The sequence below is a fragment of the Lacticaseibacillus pantheris DSM 15945 = JCM 12539 = NBRC 106106 genome (assembly GCF_001311175.1).
GTDB classification, from domain to species: Bacteria; Bacillota; Bacilli; order Lactobacillales; family Lactobacillaceae; genus Lacticaseibacillus; species Lacticaseibacillus pantheris.
The window spans coordinates 58690-75026 of the sequence record NZ_BBAI01000003.1 but is presented as its reverse complement, the minus strand read 5'-3'; the positions used below and the strand labels follow the sequence as shown (position 1 = coordinate 75026).

Genomic DNA, 16337 nt, shown 5'->3' with positions numbered 1-16337 from the left:
TTGTCGTACTCATCACTACCCAGAAGCGACTAATTGAAGCTAATTGGTGTCAGCAGGCCCAGCAGTATGTTATATTAGTCACCGGGTGCTCATACTGGGCGTATGATTCGCCACAATAAAAAGATATAGGATGTGTCATGATGAAGAAATGGATCGTGGGCGTAACGACTGCCGCCATGGCCTTGCTACTGGCCGGCTGTGGTAGCTCAACCGTTGCTAGCATGAAGGGTGAGAAGATCACCCAGAGTGAATACTACTCCAAGATGAAAAAGAGTTCTGCTGGGCAGCAAGTGCTACAGCAGATGATTGTTAGTAAGGCCCTGGAGCAGCAATACGGCAAGAAGGTTTCCGACAAGAAAGTTGACAAGCAGTACAACACCGTCAAGAAGCAGTATGGTTCCAGCTTTGCTGCTACCCTCAGTAGCAACGGTTACACTGAGTCTAGCTTCAAGGAACAAATTAAGACTTCCCTGCTTTCCGAGGCTGCGCTCAAAGACCTGAAGAAGCCAACAACTAAGCAATTGAAGGCACAGTACAAAAAGTACGAACCAAAGGTCACCGTGCAGCACATTCTGGTCAAGAAGCAGGATGCTGCTGAGCAGATTGTCAAGGACTTCCAGGGCGAAAAGAACACTACCGCTAACTTCTCGGCTTTGGCTAAGAAGAACTCGATTGACACTGGCACTAAGAGCAACGGTGGTAAGTTGCCCGCCTTTGACAACACGGATACCAGCCTGGACTCAACGTTCAAGGACGCAGCGTTCAAGTTGTCCAAGAACGGCGACTTCACCACGACGCCCGTTAAGACCGAATACGGTTACTCCATTATTCGTATGATTAACAACCCTGGCAAGGGTGACTTCTCCAGCAAGAAGGTTCAGACCGCGCTGAAGGATCAACTGTACAAGACCTGGGAATCCGACTCCACCACTATGAACAAGGTGATTGCTAAGGTTCTCAAGAAGGCCAACGTTACCATCAAGGATAACGACCTGAAGAACGTATTGTCGACTTACCTAGACAGTAGTAGCAGTAGTAACAGCGCCGCTACCACCACGGGTAACTAAAATACTAATCACGTTTAGCCGTCTGGCCGAACGTGAGGGCACCAACTCCGTAATGGGGTTGGTGCCCTTTTTGATTGTCGTTGCCCCCACTCCGTTTGCTCCACCAAAAAGGCCCGACCACAATGGGTCGAGCCTACAAACAAAGTCTATCTGACTGTAATTATGCTTTATCGCTACTATTACCGGTCCCGGAATAGTGTTGCAGCGACTCTGGCCGGTAAAAACGGCGGCCGTCCATACCGAACAATTGATGAGTAAAGGTACCAGGATCCGCATGCTGGGTGGCGGTGGTCATCATGTTGATGGACGCGTCTAACTCATCCAACTGGTGCAGGATATCCGCCTCCACCATCTGCGGCCGGACTGGCGAACCGTATTCCAACAAACCGTGGTGGGCCAGCACCACGTGGCGCAGCATCAACATTTCTTCCTGTTGCGGATCAATTTTGAGTTCCTGCGCGGCTTTGATAATTTCCTCGTCAATCAGCACAATGTGGCCGATGAGGTTCCCTGCCACCGTGTACTCCGTGGACATGGCCCCAGAGAGCTCGATGGTCTTACCCATATCGTGCAAAATTGCACCAGAATAGAGCAAAGGCATGTTGATACCGGGATACTGGTTGCCCACGCTCTTAGCGAGGCGGAGAATGCTAAGCGTGTGGAAGGCCAACCCGCCACCGCTAGCATGGTGGTTGGACTTCGCTGCGGGGTAACTAAAAAAAGGCGTCCTTATGCTCCGTCAGTAGGCGCGGACAATCCGGTTCCAGTTGGGATTAACGATTTCAAAGACGAAGTCGTTAATCTCGTCCTGCATGGTGGCCGGCGCTTCGGGTGCGCGTTCAAGGAATTTCTGGGGGTTGTTCCCCTCCTCCTGGGTGGCTAGACGAATACCGTAAATTTTAATTTGTGGGTTATCGTGATATAGCTCGCGCTTGCCGGACAACTGGACAACCTCGCCCGCCTTAAATTGCGCGATAGCATCATCGCTGGCATCCCACATCTTGGCTGGTAGGTGCCCGGAGGTGTCCTGTAGTACGAACGCGATAAACTTTTTGCCGTTCTTGGCCACGCGCACATCGGCCGACTTCACTAGTACTGGCAACTTCATTTCGTCGCCGTTCTGGTATTCAAACAAGCGTTTTGCCATGTTGATTCCCCGCTTTCATTCACTACCATCATCATACCGATTCCTCACGCAAAATACCAGTAGCGGGTGAACGGCAACGTAGGGCGGACCGGCGAGCTGTGGCTTTCCATGGAAATCCACTGCTAGGGAGAAGGCTGTGCGGTTAGAACACGCGGGCGGAGTTTGGGGTTGCGGCTTACGTGCCCTGCGCCGTTATTGCTACACCCGCACGCTCCGGACGTTCCGTCCTCCCGCGAATCTTGGAGACAAAGAAACCCACTTTGTCTCCAAGATTTGCCGCTGTAACTCGCTACGCTCGAACAGCGCTCTGGGGGTCGCAGCAACCACGTCTCCGGACACGACGCCTCCACCCCAAACTCCACCCACGGGTTCCCGTTCCATAGTAATAGCATGGGGTTACCACTCCGGCTACATATGCCTCCGCTCACCAGCCCGAGCGACGCAGTCGCACGCTACTGTGATGATTGCGACGATACACGATTACTCCGTTTCATAGTCCACTTGCGGGCTTCATCAAAACATAGCGATAGTACCGGGTTATAACTTCTCTCTCAGGGTCTTCGTCGCATCAAGCCCAGACGATATAGCACAGTGTTGTTGTCGTATTTACGTCTCCGAGCGCGAATAAAGAGCCTCGCCCACTCTGTATGCTTCGTGTTGTTATCAGTAATTTGTGTATAAATTCGTTCGCATGTGTGGTTCTGGCCGGTGGGGGTGCCGTGGGGTGCGGAGACGACTGGACCCGGAACGGTGACCGCTGTTAGGGGCTTGCCGCTGTAAGAGCGTAGCGATGTACAGCGCGACGAGCTTAGAGACTGGCTGCCTGCACTTGGCAGGCAGGCTCTAAGTCGCACCGGAAACCGCGGGCTTTGCGGTTGGAGGTTTCGCCCTAGCAGCGGTCACCGTGGAGCGGTCCACAAAGTCGTAGTACCCCGCGGCACCGCCACCGGCCAGAACCGCCGACCAGAGCCGCCAACCAGAGCCGCCAACCAAAAACACCGCCCCCAGTAAAGAGGGCGGTGTCGTAGAACCAGGCAAATTAAGACTGGCTGTAAAGTTCGACGATGGGCTTGCTGATGGTGTTGTTCAGTTCGTCCATCAATTGGCTCAAAGCCTGTTCCTTGGTCATCAAGGTCTTGATGGCGTCGATATCCTTAATCTTGTCGCCCAGTGTCTGCAGGGAGTGAATATCATCATCAGAGATGTCCTGACCGGTAGCCTGTTTCTGGGACAGTTCCATCTGCTTGTTTTGGAACTGCTTGAACAAGTCATAACCTACCGGATCAAGCTTCAGCAGATCAAATGCCTGCTTCAATTCCTGGTACTGGGTGGTTTCCTTTAGTGCGGACGCCATTTCGTTAGCGTTGTCGTAAATGTTAACCATATTATTCTCCTTTATACCGTCACTCCATGGCGCGGTAATTAATTAAATAAACCTTGCACGTCATTATACCATTCCTGGGCCTTGTCTTTCACCGTATTCACCCCGTCCTGGATACCATCTTGAATATCGCTCCACACCGAGCCGCTGCTGCTACCGCTGGAGGTACCCGCACTGCTGGCGGTGGTCGCAGCCACTTTGGCTGATGCAGACGTCACGTTAAACTGCGTTTGTGTGGTCTCCGGCAACAGGTTAGTCATCTCCGACTTGAAGATACTGTCAACGTTACCGCCATCACCAGTCTGTAGGTAGTGGGTCTTAGTCGTGTAAGCAAAGCCGGTCCAGGTCGCCACCACCACATCAGGCGTATAGCCAACGGCCCACTGGTCCTTGTCGCCGTTCACGTTCCATTCCTTAGGAGTCTCGGTCGACCCCGTCTTACCAGCAACGGTGTACCCGTACGGCTTGGCGCTTGCACCCGTCCCGTTATTGTACGTGTCCATCATCATGCTGGTCATTTCCTTGGCCACCGAGCTAGCCATCACCTGCTTACTTTGCGTGTCGGCTTGATAAACGGTCGTCCCCGTCGCGTCAACAATTTTGCGAATAAAGTGTGTCTGGGGCATCTTCCGTCGTTTGCAAAGGCGGCATAAGCCGGGCCATGGTCAGCGGCGATACCCCGGTCGAAACACCACCTAAAGCCGCCGCCAGGTTCTGGTCCTTCTTTTCGAGGGTAATCCCAAACCGTTTCAAGCTGGACACACCCTTCTGGACACCAATCTTATTCAGTAACCATACCGCCGGGACGTTAAGACTGTTGGCCAATGCCGTGTACATTGGCACCGTGTTCTGGTAAACACCGTTCCAGTTCGATGGCGAGTAATTGTTCTTCCCAAAGGACTGCTTCTTGTCGGATAATTCCGAGTCGTAGTGGTAACCATTTTCCAGGGCCGGAGTGTAAACCATCAATGGTTTCAAAGTTGATCCGGGTGAACGGTGTAGCTGCGTCGCATAATTATAGCCTAAGAAGACGTGTGTCCCCCGGCCGCCTTCAATCGCGCGCACACCGCCCGTTTGCGGATCGATGGCCACCGATGATGCCTGAACCTTGGTCCCATCACTAGCATCATTTTGAAAATTGTTGTCGTTGGCCCAAGTTTGGTCCAACGCATCCTGGTAATTTGTATCGAGACTGGTATAAATCTTATACCCCTTATTGAGCAGGTCATTTTCGGAGAACCCTTTGCTTTCAGCCTCCTCAATCACGGCGTCAAAATAATACGGGTACTTATCAGTCGAATCTTCGTTATAATTGTTGTTAAGCGTCAAAGTGGTCTGCTTGGCCGCGTCCGCCTGCGCACTAGTAAGGTGACCCGCCTCAACTTCTAGCGTTAGCACTAGGTTGCGGCGGCTGATGGCATTATCCATATGGTCAATGGGGTTGTAGTAGCTCGGGTTCCGCAACATTGCCGCCAACGTCGCGCCCTCACCAACGCTCAACTCACTAGCATGCTTACCGAAGTACAGCTCAGACGCGTCCTCAACACCCCAGACCCCGTTACCAAAGTACGCGTTATTCAAGTACATCGCGAGGATTTCGCTCTTAGTGTACACGCGGTTCATCTGCACGGCCATAAAGATTTCCTGACCCTTACGCAGAAAGGTTTGCTTTTGACTGAGCAAAGTATTCTTGACCAATTGCTGCGTCAAAGTACTACCACCACCGGCGATTGATCCCCGGTTGATAATCAGACTCACTACCGAGCGCAGAATCCCCTTAATATCAAATCCGGGGTTTGTCCAGAAGCTGCGGTCCTCGGTACTAATGACGGCGTTCTGGACGTTCTTAGAAATGTGTTCCAGCGAAACATACGTCCCTTTTTGTGAGTAGAGCGACCCCACACCATTATCCTTGTGGTCGTAAATTTCGGTTTTCGTCTGCAACGAGCTTTTAATATCGGCCATATCGACCGTTTTGGCTTCATAGGTAAAGTAGGCACTCATGACCAAAATCAGTGTCAGTACCAGTAGAATCGCCCAGCGAATCAGTTGGAATCGATGTATGAAGCGCCAAAGAGCCCGTAATGCCACTCCCAACGCGTGACGGATTGCCCGCCCAATTTGTCGTATATCCACCAGACAAACTCCCTTCAATGACTATCCCAATAATTGTAGCATAACCATTGCTACGCCCGTACTTACACACCTTTTTTTTACATAATTCCTAACCTACAGGAGGTAGCCATGACCGACTTTCATTTCACTGTCACCAACGTCCCCGCTAACGTCAGTCTGCGCGCACAACTGCGCGCGTGGAACGTTCCTAAACACTTCCAAGGTGCGTGGCGTCGTCAGCAATTAATTACCGTGAACGGCGTCTACCAGCCGCTGACCAATCCGCTGCCCGCGGGCGCAACCATCAATATCTGCTTTAGTGCGCCTGCTCCCATCGTTCCGCCCTACGACGCGCCCGTCACCATCGCATACGCCGATGAACACGTCATCGTGGCCGAAAAGCCCGCGGGCCTGAAAACCCACCCTAGTGCGGCTGGCGATACGGACAGCCTAATTGGCCGGGTGGCGGCCCACTTTGCCGGGACCCCGATTTACATCACCCACCGCCTGGATATGGCGACCAGCGGTCTGATTCTGCTGGCCCGCGACCCCCTCACCCAGGCCATCATCAACCGACAACTGGCTACCAAAACGTTGCACCGAACCTATACGGCTTTGGTACGTCCGGGTATGACCCAAAGTTGGGGCCGCATTGATGCCCCCATCGCGCACCGGCCCGATGATATCCGCCGGCGCATGGTGGCCGCAAACGGGCTCCCGGCCACCACTTTTTACCGTGTCTTAACCCGGAGCGCGACCGCCGACCGCCTTAGCCTGCGCCTTGCAACTGGTCGTACCCACCAAATTCGGGTACACCTCGACCATATCGGCCACTTACTACTAGGCGATCCTTTGTACGGACAAGAGGCCGCCCCACGCCTCATGTTGCACGCCACCACGTTAACCTGGCAGGAACCACTCAGTAACCATTTCCGAACGGTTACGAGTACGGTACCGTTCTAACGCCCAAAATGTGTGCGCACGCCAAACGGTCACTTATCTTACCGGTTTAGTCATAACAAAGCAAAGGAGCTGACCACTTAATTGCGGTCAGCTCCATTTTGAGTATCACTATTCTATTCTTGCCACTAGTCCATAAATGAACTCTGGTAGAAATCATTGAACCACTCGGCCCCAGCCTCATCCGGGCTAATAACCACGATGGTATCATGACCAGCCAACGTACCGACTACTTTGGTGAACTCAATGTCATCAATGAGGGCCGCCAACAGGTTACCGTTACTGGGCACCGTGTGAATCACGTTCATAAACTGAACACGCACGATGCTCAGCCCATTTTCGCGGATGGATTGCTGCAACCTGTCAGTATCATTGTGGGGTTGCTTCGAAAAGATGACGTAACGCATACGGCCATCATTCCCCTTAGACTTCACGATGTTCAGTTCACGGATATCGCGGGAGACGGTTGCCTGAGTAGCCTTCACACCCGCACTCTGTAATTCCTCCAGCAGTTGCTTTTGCGTTTCGATTACCTTACCACTAATGATGCGGCTCATAATGCGTTGTCGTTCCGCTTTTTTCATCGGCTGCCTCCGCGTTCTCCGGCTACATTGCGGCCGGTGCCTTTACACCTAACAAACCTAGCGCAGCGGTCAGAACAACCGTTACACTCTGCACCAATGCCAACCGGCCGGCCAGTTCTTCATCGTCCACCAACACCTTGGTGTGTGCGTAGTACTGGTTAAAGCTCTTCGCCAACCGCAAAGCATACTTGGCAATGACGGATGGTTCGTACTCAGTCGCGGCCCGAAGCACGATGTCCGGGAAGGCCGCCAACTGCTTCAATACCGGCCAGGCGTTTGCGTCCGTCAGGTGAACGGTAGCGTCGGGTTGCACCGCCGCTTTGGTCAAAATACTGTGGGCCCGGGCGTCGTATACTGAACGTAAGGACCAGTCTCGCCTTCAAACCGCACGACTTCTTCGAGGTTGAAGTCAAAGCTGTCCTTCCGTTCACTCTTAAGGTCGTGGAACACCACGGCACCAACACCGACCGCCTGCGCCACTTCGTCCTGGTTTTCAAGGTCCGGGTGCTTGGCCGCAATCTGCGCCTTGGCCAGGTCTACGGCTTCCTGTAATACCTTGTCCAGGAGGATCACGTTACCCTTCCGCGTGGACAACTTTTTGCCGTTGGCCGTAATCAAACCAAACGGAATGTGGTGGATGTCGTTAGCCCATTCGTGGCCCATTTCGAGCAGCACGGCCTTCAGTTGGGCAAAGTGTTCCTTTTGCTCCATCCCCACGACGTAGAGGCTCTGGGTAAAGTCGTAGTGGTCATGCCGGTAGATAGCCGCCGCCAAGTCACGCGTCATGTACAACGTAGCCCCATCGCTCTTACGGATCAGGGCGGGGTTCATGCCGTACGCGTCGAGGTCCACAATTTCGGCCCCCTGGCTCTCTTTGAGCAAGTGCTTGTCCTGCAGCTCCCTGATAACGGGGTCCATCTTGTCATTCATGAACGCCTCGCCGTTGTAGCTGTCAAAGTCGACACCCAGCACGTCATAGATACGCTTGAATTCCTTCAGTGATTCACCCCGGAACCATTCCCACAGCTTGGTGGCCTCAGCGTCACCGTCCTCCAGCTTCTTAAACCAGGCACGCGCCTCGTCGTCTAATTCGGGCTGCGTCTCGGCCTCAGCGTGGAACCGCACGTAGTATTCCAGCAGGTGCTTAATGGGGTCAGCCTTAACGTCGGCCTCGCTACCCCACTTTTTGTAGGCCACAATCAGTTTACCGAATTGCGTCCCCCAGTCACCGAGGTAGTTAATCTTGATGGGGGTGTACCCCACTTTGGTCAAAATTTTCGCCAGAGAATTACCGATGACAGTTGAACGTAAGTGGCCCATCGACATTGGCTTAGCAATGTTGGGGCTACTCATATCGATTGGCACGTTGCCAGATCCGGCCTGGGCGTCCCCAAAATGTTCACCCTGCTCCGCGATGGCGGTCAGCGTATCTTGGGCAAAGGCCACCTTATCGAGAAAAAAAAGTTCACGTAGGCACCGGTGGCAACTACGTGATCAAAATCCGTCTGGTCAATTGCGGCCACGATGTCCGCGGCAATCTTGGGCGGAGCCATCCGCCGAACCTTAGCCAGCGCAAAGGTGGGGAAGGCGTAGTCCCCCAGATCGTCAGACTTAGGCTGCTCAATAAGTTGGCTAATCGTCTCTGCGTCCAGGTCCGCACCCAAGACTGCTGATAACGCCGTAACAACTTGCTGTTTGTAATCCATGTTATTCCTCCGTGTATTCAAAAACGGGCCCGTCCCCTTCAACTGAAAGAGACGAGCCAGCGCCCGCGGTACCACTCTTGTTGGCGTGACCGCCCACTTAAATGTTATTCATGATTGATGGTCGTGCCAGCGCGCCACCCGACGGCACCTACCCACATCGCACTAACTGCAGGCTCACTGTAAGGACCAACCGGACTTCCTCTGGCATATTGACAAAATACAAGCGGTCGACGAGAATCGAACTCGCGACATCAGCTTGGGAAGCTGAGATTTTACCATTAAACTACGACCGCAACAACGAAAGTAAGTATAGCATGGAGATTAACCCCTGCCAAGTAGAGACGAGGAAAAAAAATTGCCATTTAATCAAAAATTAGATTTTTTTTGAGTGTGGACTAGCGTTTCTCACCGTGTTATAATTTATTAAGGGAAATCAAGCGACGAAGGGACGTGATGCTTTATGCCAGACACACAACACCGGTATTTTTTTTGTTGCTAAGAATACCAAGACTGATCATGGCTACACTATTGAGTTCCTCAACATTCCGCAACTATACGCTTCTGGAGAAACCTACGCCGAAACGGTGTATTACTCATACCGGGTACTCGCGGACTTTCTCAAGCAGTTGCCACAGGAAGAAGCGGCCATCACGGCCTACACCCTCAGCGCAATTCCCGACAATACCGATAATACGTTCTACTCAATTGTTAGTGTGCCATCAGACTTCAACCCCCACCGTATGAACACGACCTTCACGATTTCGCAGGCCCTACCCGATGATATTCGGAAACAGGCGGCTCAACTATCGCACCTGGTCGACTTTGGTTCACTACCAGCGTAACGGGATTGCATCTATACAGGCATCAGCAACGTGGCGACGACGATCCGAGGGAACCATAACCCTCAATCGGCGGGCGCCACTTATTTGTACCATCATAATTTTTGGAGGTGTTTCTGTGAATAACCAGCTAGATTTCCGTACCGGTATTCGTGACACCATTCCCACCGCCTTTGGCTATATTGGTATTGGCTTGGCGTTTGGGGTGGTTGCTCGCGGTGCGGGTCACGGACCAATCATAACGCTACTCATGTCACTACTAGCGTACAGCGGCACCGCCCAATTTATCATCGTCAGTATGATTGCGGCTAGTAGTGCATACATATCGATTCTATTCGCAGTGTTGATGGTTAGCGCCCGGATGATTCTTGTCAGCATGACCGTTGCCCCCTACCTCCGCCATGAAAGCATGTGGCGGAACGTTTGGCTAGGAACACTGATTACGGACGAAACCTTCGCGCTCACTATGAGCAAATTGAACTACACTGACCACAAATTAAACTTTGACTGGCTCAACGCTGCTAATATCTTCGCGTATTCCATTTGGGCATTATCGTCAGTAGTCGGCAATCTAATTGGTAGCCTCATTCCCAACCCGAACGCGTTCGGCCTCGACTTTGCGCTTGTCGCCATGTTTATCGGGCTGCTGTACTTACAAGTTATTGGTGACCGCGCTATGGGGCTACTACTGCAAGGACTCGTGGTGATTTTGGTCTGCGTACTCATGTACCTGGGCCTCATCTTCATTCCCAGCAGCGTACTGGTTCTGGTGGTCACAGTGGTGGCCTGCCTATTAGGAATGGGGGTTAAACATGCCTTCTTTTGAATATTCGTTACTCGTGGTCATCGGTTGTGGTGTGGTCACCTGGCTGTGCCGAGTGATTCCGTTTATTCTACTCAAAAAAATGGCGTCTGCCCGCACCCGTACTGGAGTTCCTCAGCTTTGTACCCGTCAGCATTATGGCCGCCCTCGTGGTCAGTAGCCTGTTCACGCAACACCTCGGCCGCCTACCGACCCTCAACGTACCGTACGCCATTGCCACTATTCCCTCCGTCGTCGTGGCCGTAGTTACGCGGTCCTTACTCGCCGTGGCGGTGGTCGGTATTGCCGCGTTGGCGATTACCCGCCTGCTTATGTGAATATGCCGAAACACCAACTAGGCCCATAGCCGCGTTCGTCACGTTCTAACGGATACGGCTATGGGCCCAGTAGTTTGTTATGCATTATTTTTTTAAAGTAGTACCTGGTGGTCTCTAGCGCACTGGTGGCCATTAACTGGTGCCCGTACTCTGCCAACTGTTCAGCGGTCACGTCAGCAGTATCACCGTACTCATGCGCGATGGCCAGCTGAATCTGCGCCTCGCGTTCACTGATGGCATTCGGGTGGAACGTCAGTACTAGGAAATAGTGTCCTTGGTACCGGAACAAGTCACTCGTACCCCCATTCATACGGAGGCTCCGTGAAAGCCCAATTAACGCTTCAAAGTCGGGTAAGCGTAATGCCACGGCTACAGGGGTACTTTCATCGGTAAATAATGGTTGTACCTCATCCTGATTGGGTTCGTCGCGAACACTGTCCACCTGCGCCTGGTCGAGATGACGCTTGGCCAAAGCAGCGAATTCGTCGATGGGTGCCGTTTCCTGACCAGCATCGGCTGGCTGTTGCCCCTTTTGCGGTTGCTGGCTCTGATTGTGGCGATGGTTACGCGAAATAAACATTTCGAGGCCACCGCTACTGGGCATAACCTGAAAGGTAACTGACTCGTTATCAGCAAATTCGTGCTGTTGGTCGACCTCTTCAAGCACCCCGTAGAAGAAGTGTTCAATGTCTTCGTGATTGCTCAACAAATCCAACATCTTGATGCCACGTGACTTCAGGTCATCGGAACCCAAAAAGACGCGGATCGTGTCGGCGTTGATTCTTTCCATTTCCATGTTGCAATCACCCCTTTGCTGCGGATAACCCCGCAAATTTAAGCATATTGCCTACTCGAGAGAACAGTTTAACGCTAAAGCCCTGAGCGTGCAAGTTACCTTCAAATCCGTGTGGTTGGGGGTGTGGTTGGCGGCAGCGTTGGTCGGAACGGTGAGCTGCGGCTTTCGTGGGGTACTACATGGTCACCACTGCTAGGGCTGCGTACGAACGCGGGGTTGGGCTTTGGTACTGCGGCTTACGAGCCTACGCCGTAGGTTGCTACACCCGCACGCTCCAGCCCGTGCCGGGCTTCCCACGAGTTTTGAGCCCGAAAAATCACGGTCTCAAAAACATGCCGCCGTACGTCACTCCGTTCCTACGGCGCTCCGGGGTCGCAGCAACTACGTCTCCGGGCACGACGCTCCGTACCAAAGCCCAACCCCGGGTTCCCGTTACCCAGTAACGGTGGGGACCATTCCTAACCCACACGCCTTCGCTCACCGTTCCGACCGACGCGGCCTCACACTACCATGACCAATCACGAATACCCTACAGAAGGATGTTCCCTCTACAAGCCCCCGGACAGGAAATTGACGACAAATTCAGTCACTTTTATTACAAGTCAGGCACTAACCCATCTAAAATTTCGATTGCGAGCCGTCCCTTACACATAAGGGTTAACGGCTACTACTGAAAATACGGGTACTATGGCTGCAGTTGCCTAAACCAGTCGTAAATTCGTTCGCAAGTGTGGTTCTGGCCGGTGGGGGTGCCGGGGGTGTGGAGACGACTGGACCCGGAACGGTGAACACCTACCGTTGGTCGTACTGGCGTGGTGGTGGAGGTTGAGCGGCTGGTCACCGCGACGGCTGCATGCCCGTAGTTCTGTTGGTTTACTTCCGGTTTGGGCTTTAGCCCTTACCGGGAGTTAACTCAAGTGACCGTCGCAGACCGTCACTTGAGCGACCCCAGAATCAAATTGGCTAGACCGAGTGGTTTTCTCGGGCTACGGCAATTCGCGGTAGCCCGGCACGGGCGTGAGCGTGAGGCACGTAGCCGGTCGCGGGGGCCAGCCGCTCAACCGGAACCACCGCGTCAGTACGACCAGCCACTAGCAGCGGTCACCGTGGAGCGGTCCACAAAGTCGCAGCACGCCACGGCACCCCCACCGACCAAAACCGCCACCTACACCCGCAATACCGGGTGTTCGCTGGCCAAGAGTACGGGGATGTCCCCCGCCGCGTCCTGTGCTTGTTGCTGCAGTACGTGCAAGTTAACGGTCTGCGGCAAGTGCGTCAGCACCAACTGGCCGACACCGGCGTCCGCCGCTACTTTGCCAGCCTCTGGCGCCGTTAAATGCCACCGTGGTGCCGGTTTATCCGCCAGGAAGTTCGTGTCCGCCAGTAGCAGGTCCGCTCCCCGACTAAACGGAGCCAGACCGCCGAAGTAACGCGTATCACTCGTGTTCACCACCACTTTGCCAGTGGTCGTCTCTTCGATGCGCACCGCAAAGGCGGGCACCGGATGCTCCGTCTCCAAGAACGTCAACCGCAGCGGGCCCAGGTCAACCGTGCTGTCAGCCGTGTAGCCCCGGCCAATAGTAAAATCACCAAACGTCAACGCTGCAAAGTTCAACGGATCCTTTGTGTGGCCGTAAATGGGTAACACCGGCTCCTTCTTGGCGCCAGGACGTAATTGCCAGTAATACTGGAGCGTGCCCACGTCGGCAGTGTGATCGTGGTGGTAGTGCGTCAATAATACGGCATCCAGCTGCAACGGGTCCAGTACCGGCTCTAGCTCTAACAGAGCGCCACTACCGGCATCCATCAGCAAGTGGTAATCCCCACTGGTGACCAGGTACGCACTGGTACCAACACCATCGGCTGGATAACCGCCATAATAACCTAATACACGAATTTCCATTAGTTAATTACCTCCCAGTCACCATCCACCCGTTAGTCCGCGGTATAATCATTATGGAGGTGCTTTCTATGACTAATCGTATCCAAACTGTCTTTGTACGCAAGGCGTACTGCGCAGTCTTATGCATAATGACCAACAATTTTTACTTGAGCCTAGTAACCACGGTGCCGATTACGCGCTGCTCGACCTATCCGGTGAGGGTCGCTATACCATGCCCGTTACTTACCGGCCCGTGATCAGTACGGGACACGTTGCGCTGAACGAGTACATACACTTCATGCACTTTGGTTTGACCAGTGACGACGTGTCCGTCTTTGAAGCAAATATGGCCAAACTAATCGACCAGCGTGAACAGTACCCCGCGTCGGCATGATGTGCTTGATGCGCGAAGAATCGCCGGAGGTTAACTACATGTTGATGACCTCGTGGTTGCGCGGTAGCAACTACTTTGCCCTTAAAACCACGCCCGCGTTTAAGCCCCTCCAAGCGTTCACCAACCGCGCTGCCAGTGCCAACGGTTACTTCGAGACTGGCTATAAGGTGCTTGATCCGGCCACATTCCAATAACCGCGTCTAGCATAAAAGCGCCGACCAACCTGGCCGACGCTTTTTGCTTGCTCAATTACTCAACACTCGGTGCGCGCAAAGTCATTGCGTTAATCGCCACAATGATTGCGGACAGGCTCATCACCACCGCACCCAACGCTGCGGGCATCGTAATACCAATTGGTGCCAGAACGCCGGCAGCGAGCGGAATCGCTACAATGTTGTAACCCGCCGCCCACCAAATGTTCTGCACCAACTTACGGTTTGTAGCCTTGGCCAGACGGACAAAGTTGAGGATGTCAGTCGTCTTGCTAGACACTAACACCACGTCGGCAGCGTCAATCGCGACGTCGGTACCAGCGCCAATGGCAATCCCAACGTCGGCACCTGCCAGGCTGGGGGCGTCATTGATACCATCTCCCACCATCAGCACGCCGCCCCGCCGCTGATATTCGCTAATCAGCCGGGACTTGTCGGCGGGCATTAATTCGGCGTGCACATCATCAATTCCGAGGGCGGCCGCGACGGTCGCGGCGGTCTGCTGATTGTCACCGGTCAACATAACTGGTGTCAACCCGGCCTGCTTCAAACCGGCAATGGCCTTGGCTGCTTCTGGACGAGCAACATCCCCCGCAGCCACCAGACCCTGAACCTGCTGGTCGACCACCAGCAAGGATACCGTGTTGCCGGCCGCCGCTAGCTGGTCGACTTTGGTGGCATCGAAGTCAAGGCCGTGCGCCACCAGGTACTTAGCGTTAACAATCATCAACTGGCGGCCGTCCAGCTCGCCGCTCAGACCGGCACCCTGAATGGTCTGAACGTTATCAGCGGGAGTCACGTCCACACGCTTTTGCTTAGCTGCTGCCAGGACCCAGTTGCGAATGGGTGCGTGCTACTTTGCTCCAGCGCGGCAAAGTCGGCCAGCAGGTCATCTGCGGTCACACCATCCACCAACGGTTGTACGGCGTTCACCGTAAAGTGACCAGTAGTCAACGTACCGGTTTTATCGAACATAATGTAGCGGGCCTTGCTCGTTGCCTCGTACGCGTTGCGGTTCCGGACCAGCAACCCACGCTTAGCCGACATCCCGGTCGCGCGCACGATGACCAGTGGCAGGGCTAACCCCAGAGCGTGCGGACAGGCAATAATAAGCACCGTTACACCCATCATTAGGGCGGGACCAAAGCCGTTAATCGGCGTCCACACCGCCACCGTCAACAGGCCGACTACCAGCGCAATGTAGAACAGCCAGCCAGCTACACGCGACGCGACGTTTTCGGCACGACTCTTTTGCTGCTGGGCATCACTAACCATGTGCCCGATTTGACCAATGAAGCCGTCCTCGCCGACCGCGCTCACCGTCATGGTAATGGTGCCATCGCCATTTACGGTACCACCTGTCACCTGGTCGCCGGCGTGCTTAACCACGGGGGCCGATTCGCCAGAAACCAACGCTTCGTTAACGGTGGTATCTCCGTCATCAATTTGACCGTCGCTGGAATCGATTCCCCAGCCAGAACACGGAGTTTACTACCAGCTGGACGTGCGCCAAAGGCATGTCCATCACTTCGTCCCCGTGCAACATGTGCACCGTATCGGGCAACATCTGGCCCAAACTATCAGTCGCGTTGCCCGCCTTCATCACGGCGTTCATCTCGACCAGTGGCCGAGCAACATGATGACAATTAACGTGGCTAACTCCCAGAAAAAGTTCATCACGTGGGCGTGACCTGGGATGAGGTTGTTCGCCACAAAGGCGTACACGGAGTACAAATACGCAACGGATATTCCCAACCCAATCAAAGCCATCATGCCGGGTTTGCGCGCCTTAATTTCCTCGATGCCGCCGCGGACAAACGGGAGCCCACCGTAGAGAAATAGTGCCGTTGCCACGATTAGGAGTACCCATTCGCTACCAGGAAAAGTAATTGGCAAACTCAGTCCACCAACGCTCAACTGCATCCCCATTAGTGGGGCCAATAACACCACGATGACCATTAATACCAGGCTGACCCAAAACTTTTGTTTCAGGTTGCCCATGTACTTCATCCCCGGATCGTCCATCCCCGCCATGTTGTGGTGCATACCGTGCATATTGTTCATGGAGGACATATCCATCCCCGTCATATCCATTGTTTCGTGCTCATTCATAT

At 53.8% G+C, this 16337-nt stretch carries 10 protein-coding genes, 1 tRNA gene and 5 pseudogenes; 7 read left to right on the top strand and 9 right to left on the bottom strand.

Going from position 1 to position 16337, the window contains the following annotated elements; genetic code table 11:
* Positions 1-140 precede the first annotated feature (140 nt).
* The gene (locus tag JCM12539_RS02205) at positions 141-1067 is read left to right on the top strand and encodes a peptidylprolyl isomerase (protein WP_054648911.1); all 927 of its coding nucleotides are present in this window, start codon (positions 141-143) and stop codon (positions 1065-1067) included.
* A gap of 160 nt (positions 1068-1227) precedes the next feature.
* On the opposite strand, the pseudogene JCM12539_RS02200 reads toward JCM12539_RS02205, so the two are convergent.
* The 3 genes and pseudogenes from JCM12539_RS02200 to JCM12539_RS02190 all read right to left on the bottom strand — a co-directional run bounded on the left by JCM12539_RS02200 (position 1228) and on the right by JCM12539_RS02190 (position 5686).
* A pseudogene (locus tag JCM12539_RS02200) lies at positions 1228-2214 on the bottom strand (3'-5' exoribonuclease YhaM family protein).
* Between the two features lie 1039 nt (positions 2215-3253).
* Entirely contained in the window at positions 3254-3598 is a 345-nt protein-coding gene (locus tag JCM12539_RS02195) for a YlbF family regulator (RefSeq protein WP_054648909.1), read from the bottom strand.
* 38 nt (positions 3599-3636) lie between these two features.
* A pseudogene (locus tag JCM12539_RS02190) lies at positions 3637-5686 on the bottom strand (PBP1A family penicillin-binding protein).
* A 153-nt stretch (positions 5687-5839) separates the two neighbouring features.
* On the opposite strand from JCM12539_RS02190, the gene JCM12539_RS02185 reads away from it, so the two are divergent.
* Positions 5840-6673 carry an RluA family pseudouridine synthase gene (locus JCM12539_RS02185; protein ID WP_054648907.1) on the top strand — a complete coding sequence of 278 codons (834 nt, stop codon included), beginning with the start codon at positions 5840-5842 and terminating at the stop codon, positions 6671-6673.
* A gap of 125 nt (positions 6674-6798) precedes the next feature.
* Here JCM12539_RS02185 and JCM12539_RS02180 read toward each other — a convergent pair whose 3' ends face one another.
* From JCM12539_RS02180 to JCM12539_RS02170, 3 genes and pseudogenes are all read right to left on the bottom strand, one after another.
* On the bottom strand, positions 6799-7254 hold the full coding sequence (locus JCM12539_RS02180; RefSeq protein ID WP_054648905.1) for an arginine repressor: 456 nt from the start codon (positions 7252-7254) through the stop codon (positions 6799-6801).
* A 22-nt stretch (positions 7255-7276) separates the two neighbouring features.
* Positions 7277-8960: pseudogene (gene argS, locus JCM12539_RS02175) on the bottom strand (arginine--tRNA ligase).
* A 222-nt stretch (positions 8961-9182) separates the two neighbouring features.
* Positions 9183-9253: transfer RNA gene (locus JCM12539_RS02170), tRNA-Gly, on the bottom strand.
* Positions 9254-9442: 189 nt separating this feature from the next.
* Here JCM12539_RS02170 and JCM12539_RS02165 point away from each other — a divergent pair.
* From JCM12539_RS02165 to JCM12539_RS02155, 3 genes and pseudogenes are all read left to right on the top strand, one after another.
* Positions 9443-9802, top strand: a complete 360-nt coding sequence (locus tag JCM12539_RS02165; protein ID WP_156301998.1) for a hypothetical protein — start codon at positions 9443-9445, stop codon at positions 9800-9802.
* 115 nt (positions 9803-9917) lie between these two features.
* Positions 9918-10625 carry an AzlC family ABC transporter permease gene (locus JCM12539_RS02160; protein WP_054648901.1) on the top strand — a complete coding sequence of 236 codons (708 nt, stop codon included), beginning with the start codon at positions 9918-9920 and terminating at the stop codon, positions 10623-10625.
* Positions 10612-10939 (top strand): annotated as a pseudogene (locus JCM12539_RS02155) (AzlD domain-containing protein). Before JCM12539_RS02160 ends, JCM12539_RS02155 begins: the two are co-directional and overlap by 14 nt.
* 58 nt (positions 10940-10997) lie before the next feature.
* On the opposite strand, the gene JCM12539_RS02150 reads toward JCM12539_RS02155, so the two are convergent.
* Both JCM12539_RS02150 and JCM12539_RS02145 read right to left on the bottom strand, forming a co-directional pair.
* Positions 10998-11735, bottom strand: a complete 738-nt coding sequence (locus JCM12539_RS02150) for an adaptor protein MecA (RefSeq protein WP_054648899.1) — start codon at positions 11733-11735, stop codon at positions 10998-11000.
* Positions 11736-12900: 1165 nt separating this feature from the next.
* Complete coding sequence (locus tag JCM12539_RS02145; protein WP_054648897.1) at positions 12901-13638, bottom strand: MBL fold metallo-hydrolase; 738 nt, start codon at positions 13636-13638, stop codon at positions 12901-12903.
* A 121-nt stretch (positions 13639-13759) separates the two neighbouring features.
* Between JCM12539_RS02145 and JCM12539_RS02140 the strand changes: the two genes are divergently transcribed.
* Together JCM12539_RS02140 and JCM12539_RS13015 are read left to right on the top strand one after the other, a co-directional pair.
* Positions 13760-14011: a hypothetical protein gene (locus tag JCM12539_RS02140; protein WP_054648895.1), complete on the top strand. Its 252-nt coding sequence runs from the start codon at positions 13760-13762 to the stop codon at positions 14009-14011.
* An 8-nt stretch (positions 14012-14019) separates the two neighbouring features.
* A complete protein-coding gene (locus JCM12539_RS13015; protein ID WP_156301997.1) occupies positions 14020-14205 on the top strand; it encodes a hypothetical protein in 186 nt (61 codons plus the stop codon).
* Positions 14206-14260: 55 nt separating this feature from the next.
* Here JCM12539_RS13015 and JCM12539_RS15460 read toward each other — a convergent pair.
* A pseudogene (locus JCM12539_RS15460) lies at positions 14261-16296 on the bottom strand (copper-translocating P-type ATPase).
* Between the last annotated feature and the right edge of the window lie 41 nt (positions 16297-16337).

Coding starts and splice junctions, on each gene's coding strand:
- JCM12539_RS02205 (WP_054648911.1), top strand. CDS start 141: ATGAAGAAATGGATCGTGGGCGTAACGACTGCCGCCATGGCCTTGCTA.
- JCM12539_RS02195 (WP_054648909.1), bottom strand. CDS start 3,598: ATGGTTAACATTTACGACAACGCTAACGAAATGGCGTCCGCACTAAAG.
- JCM12539_RS02185 (WP_054648907.1), top strand. CDS start 5,840: ATGACCGACTTTCATTTCACTGTCACCAACGTCCCCGCTAACGTCAGT.
- JCM12539_RS02180 (WP_054648905.1), bottom strand. CDS start 7,254: ATGAAAAAAGCGGAACGACAACGCATTATGAGCCGCATCATTAGTGGT.
- JCM12539_RS02150 (WP_054648899.1), bottom strand. CDS start 11,735: ATGGAAATGGAAAGAATCAACGCCGACACGATCCGCGTCTTTTTGGGT.
- JCM12539_RS02145 (WP_054648897.1), bottom strand. CDS start 13,638: ATGGAAATTCGTGTATTAGGTTATTATGGCGGTTATCCAGCCGATGGT.
- JCM12539_RS02140 (WP_054648895.1), top strand. CDS start 13,760: ATGCATAATGACCAACAATTTTTACTTGAGCCTAGTAACCACGGTGCC.
- JCM12539_RS13015 (WP_156301997.1), top strand. CDS start 14,020: ATGCGCGAAGAATCGCCGGAGGTTAACTACATGTTGATGACCTCGTGG.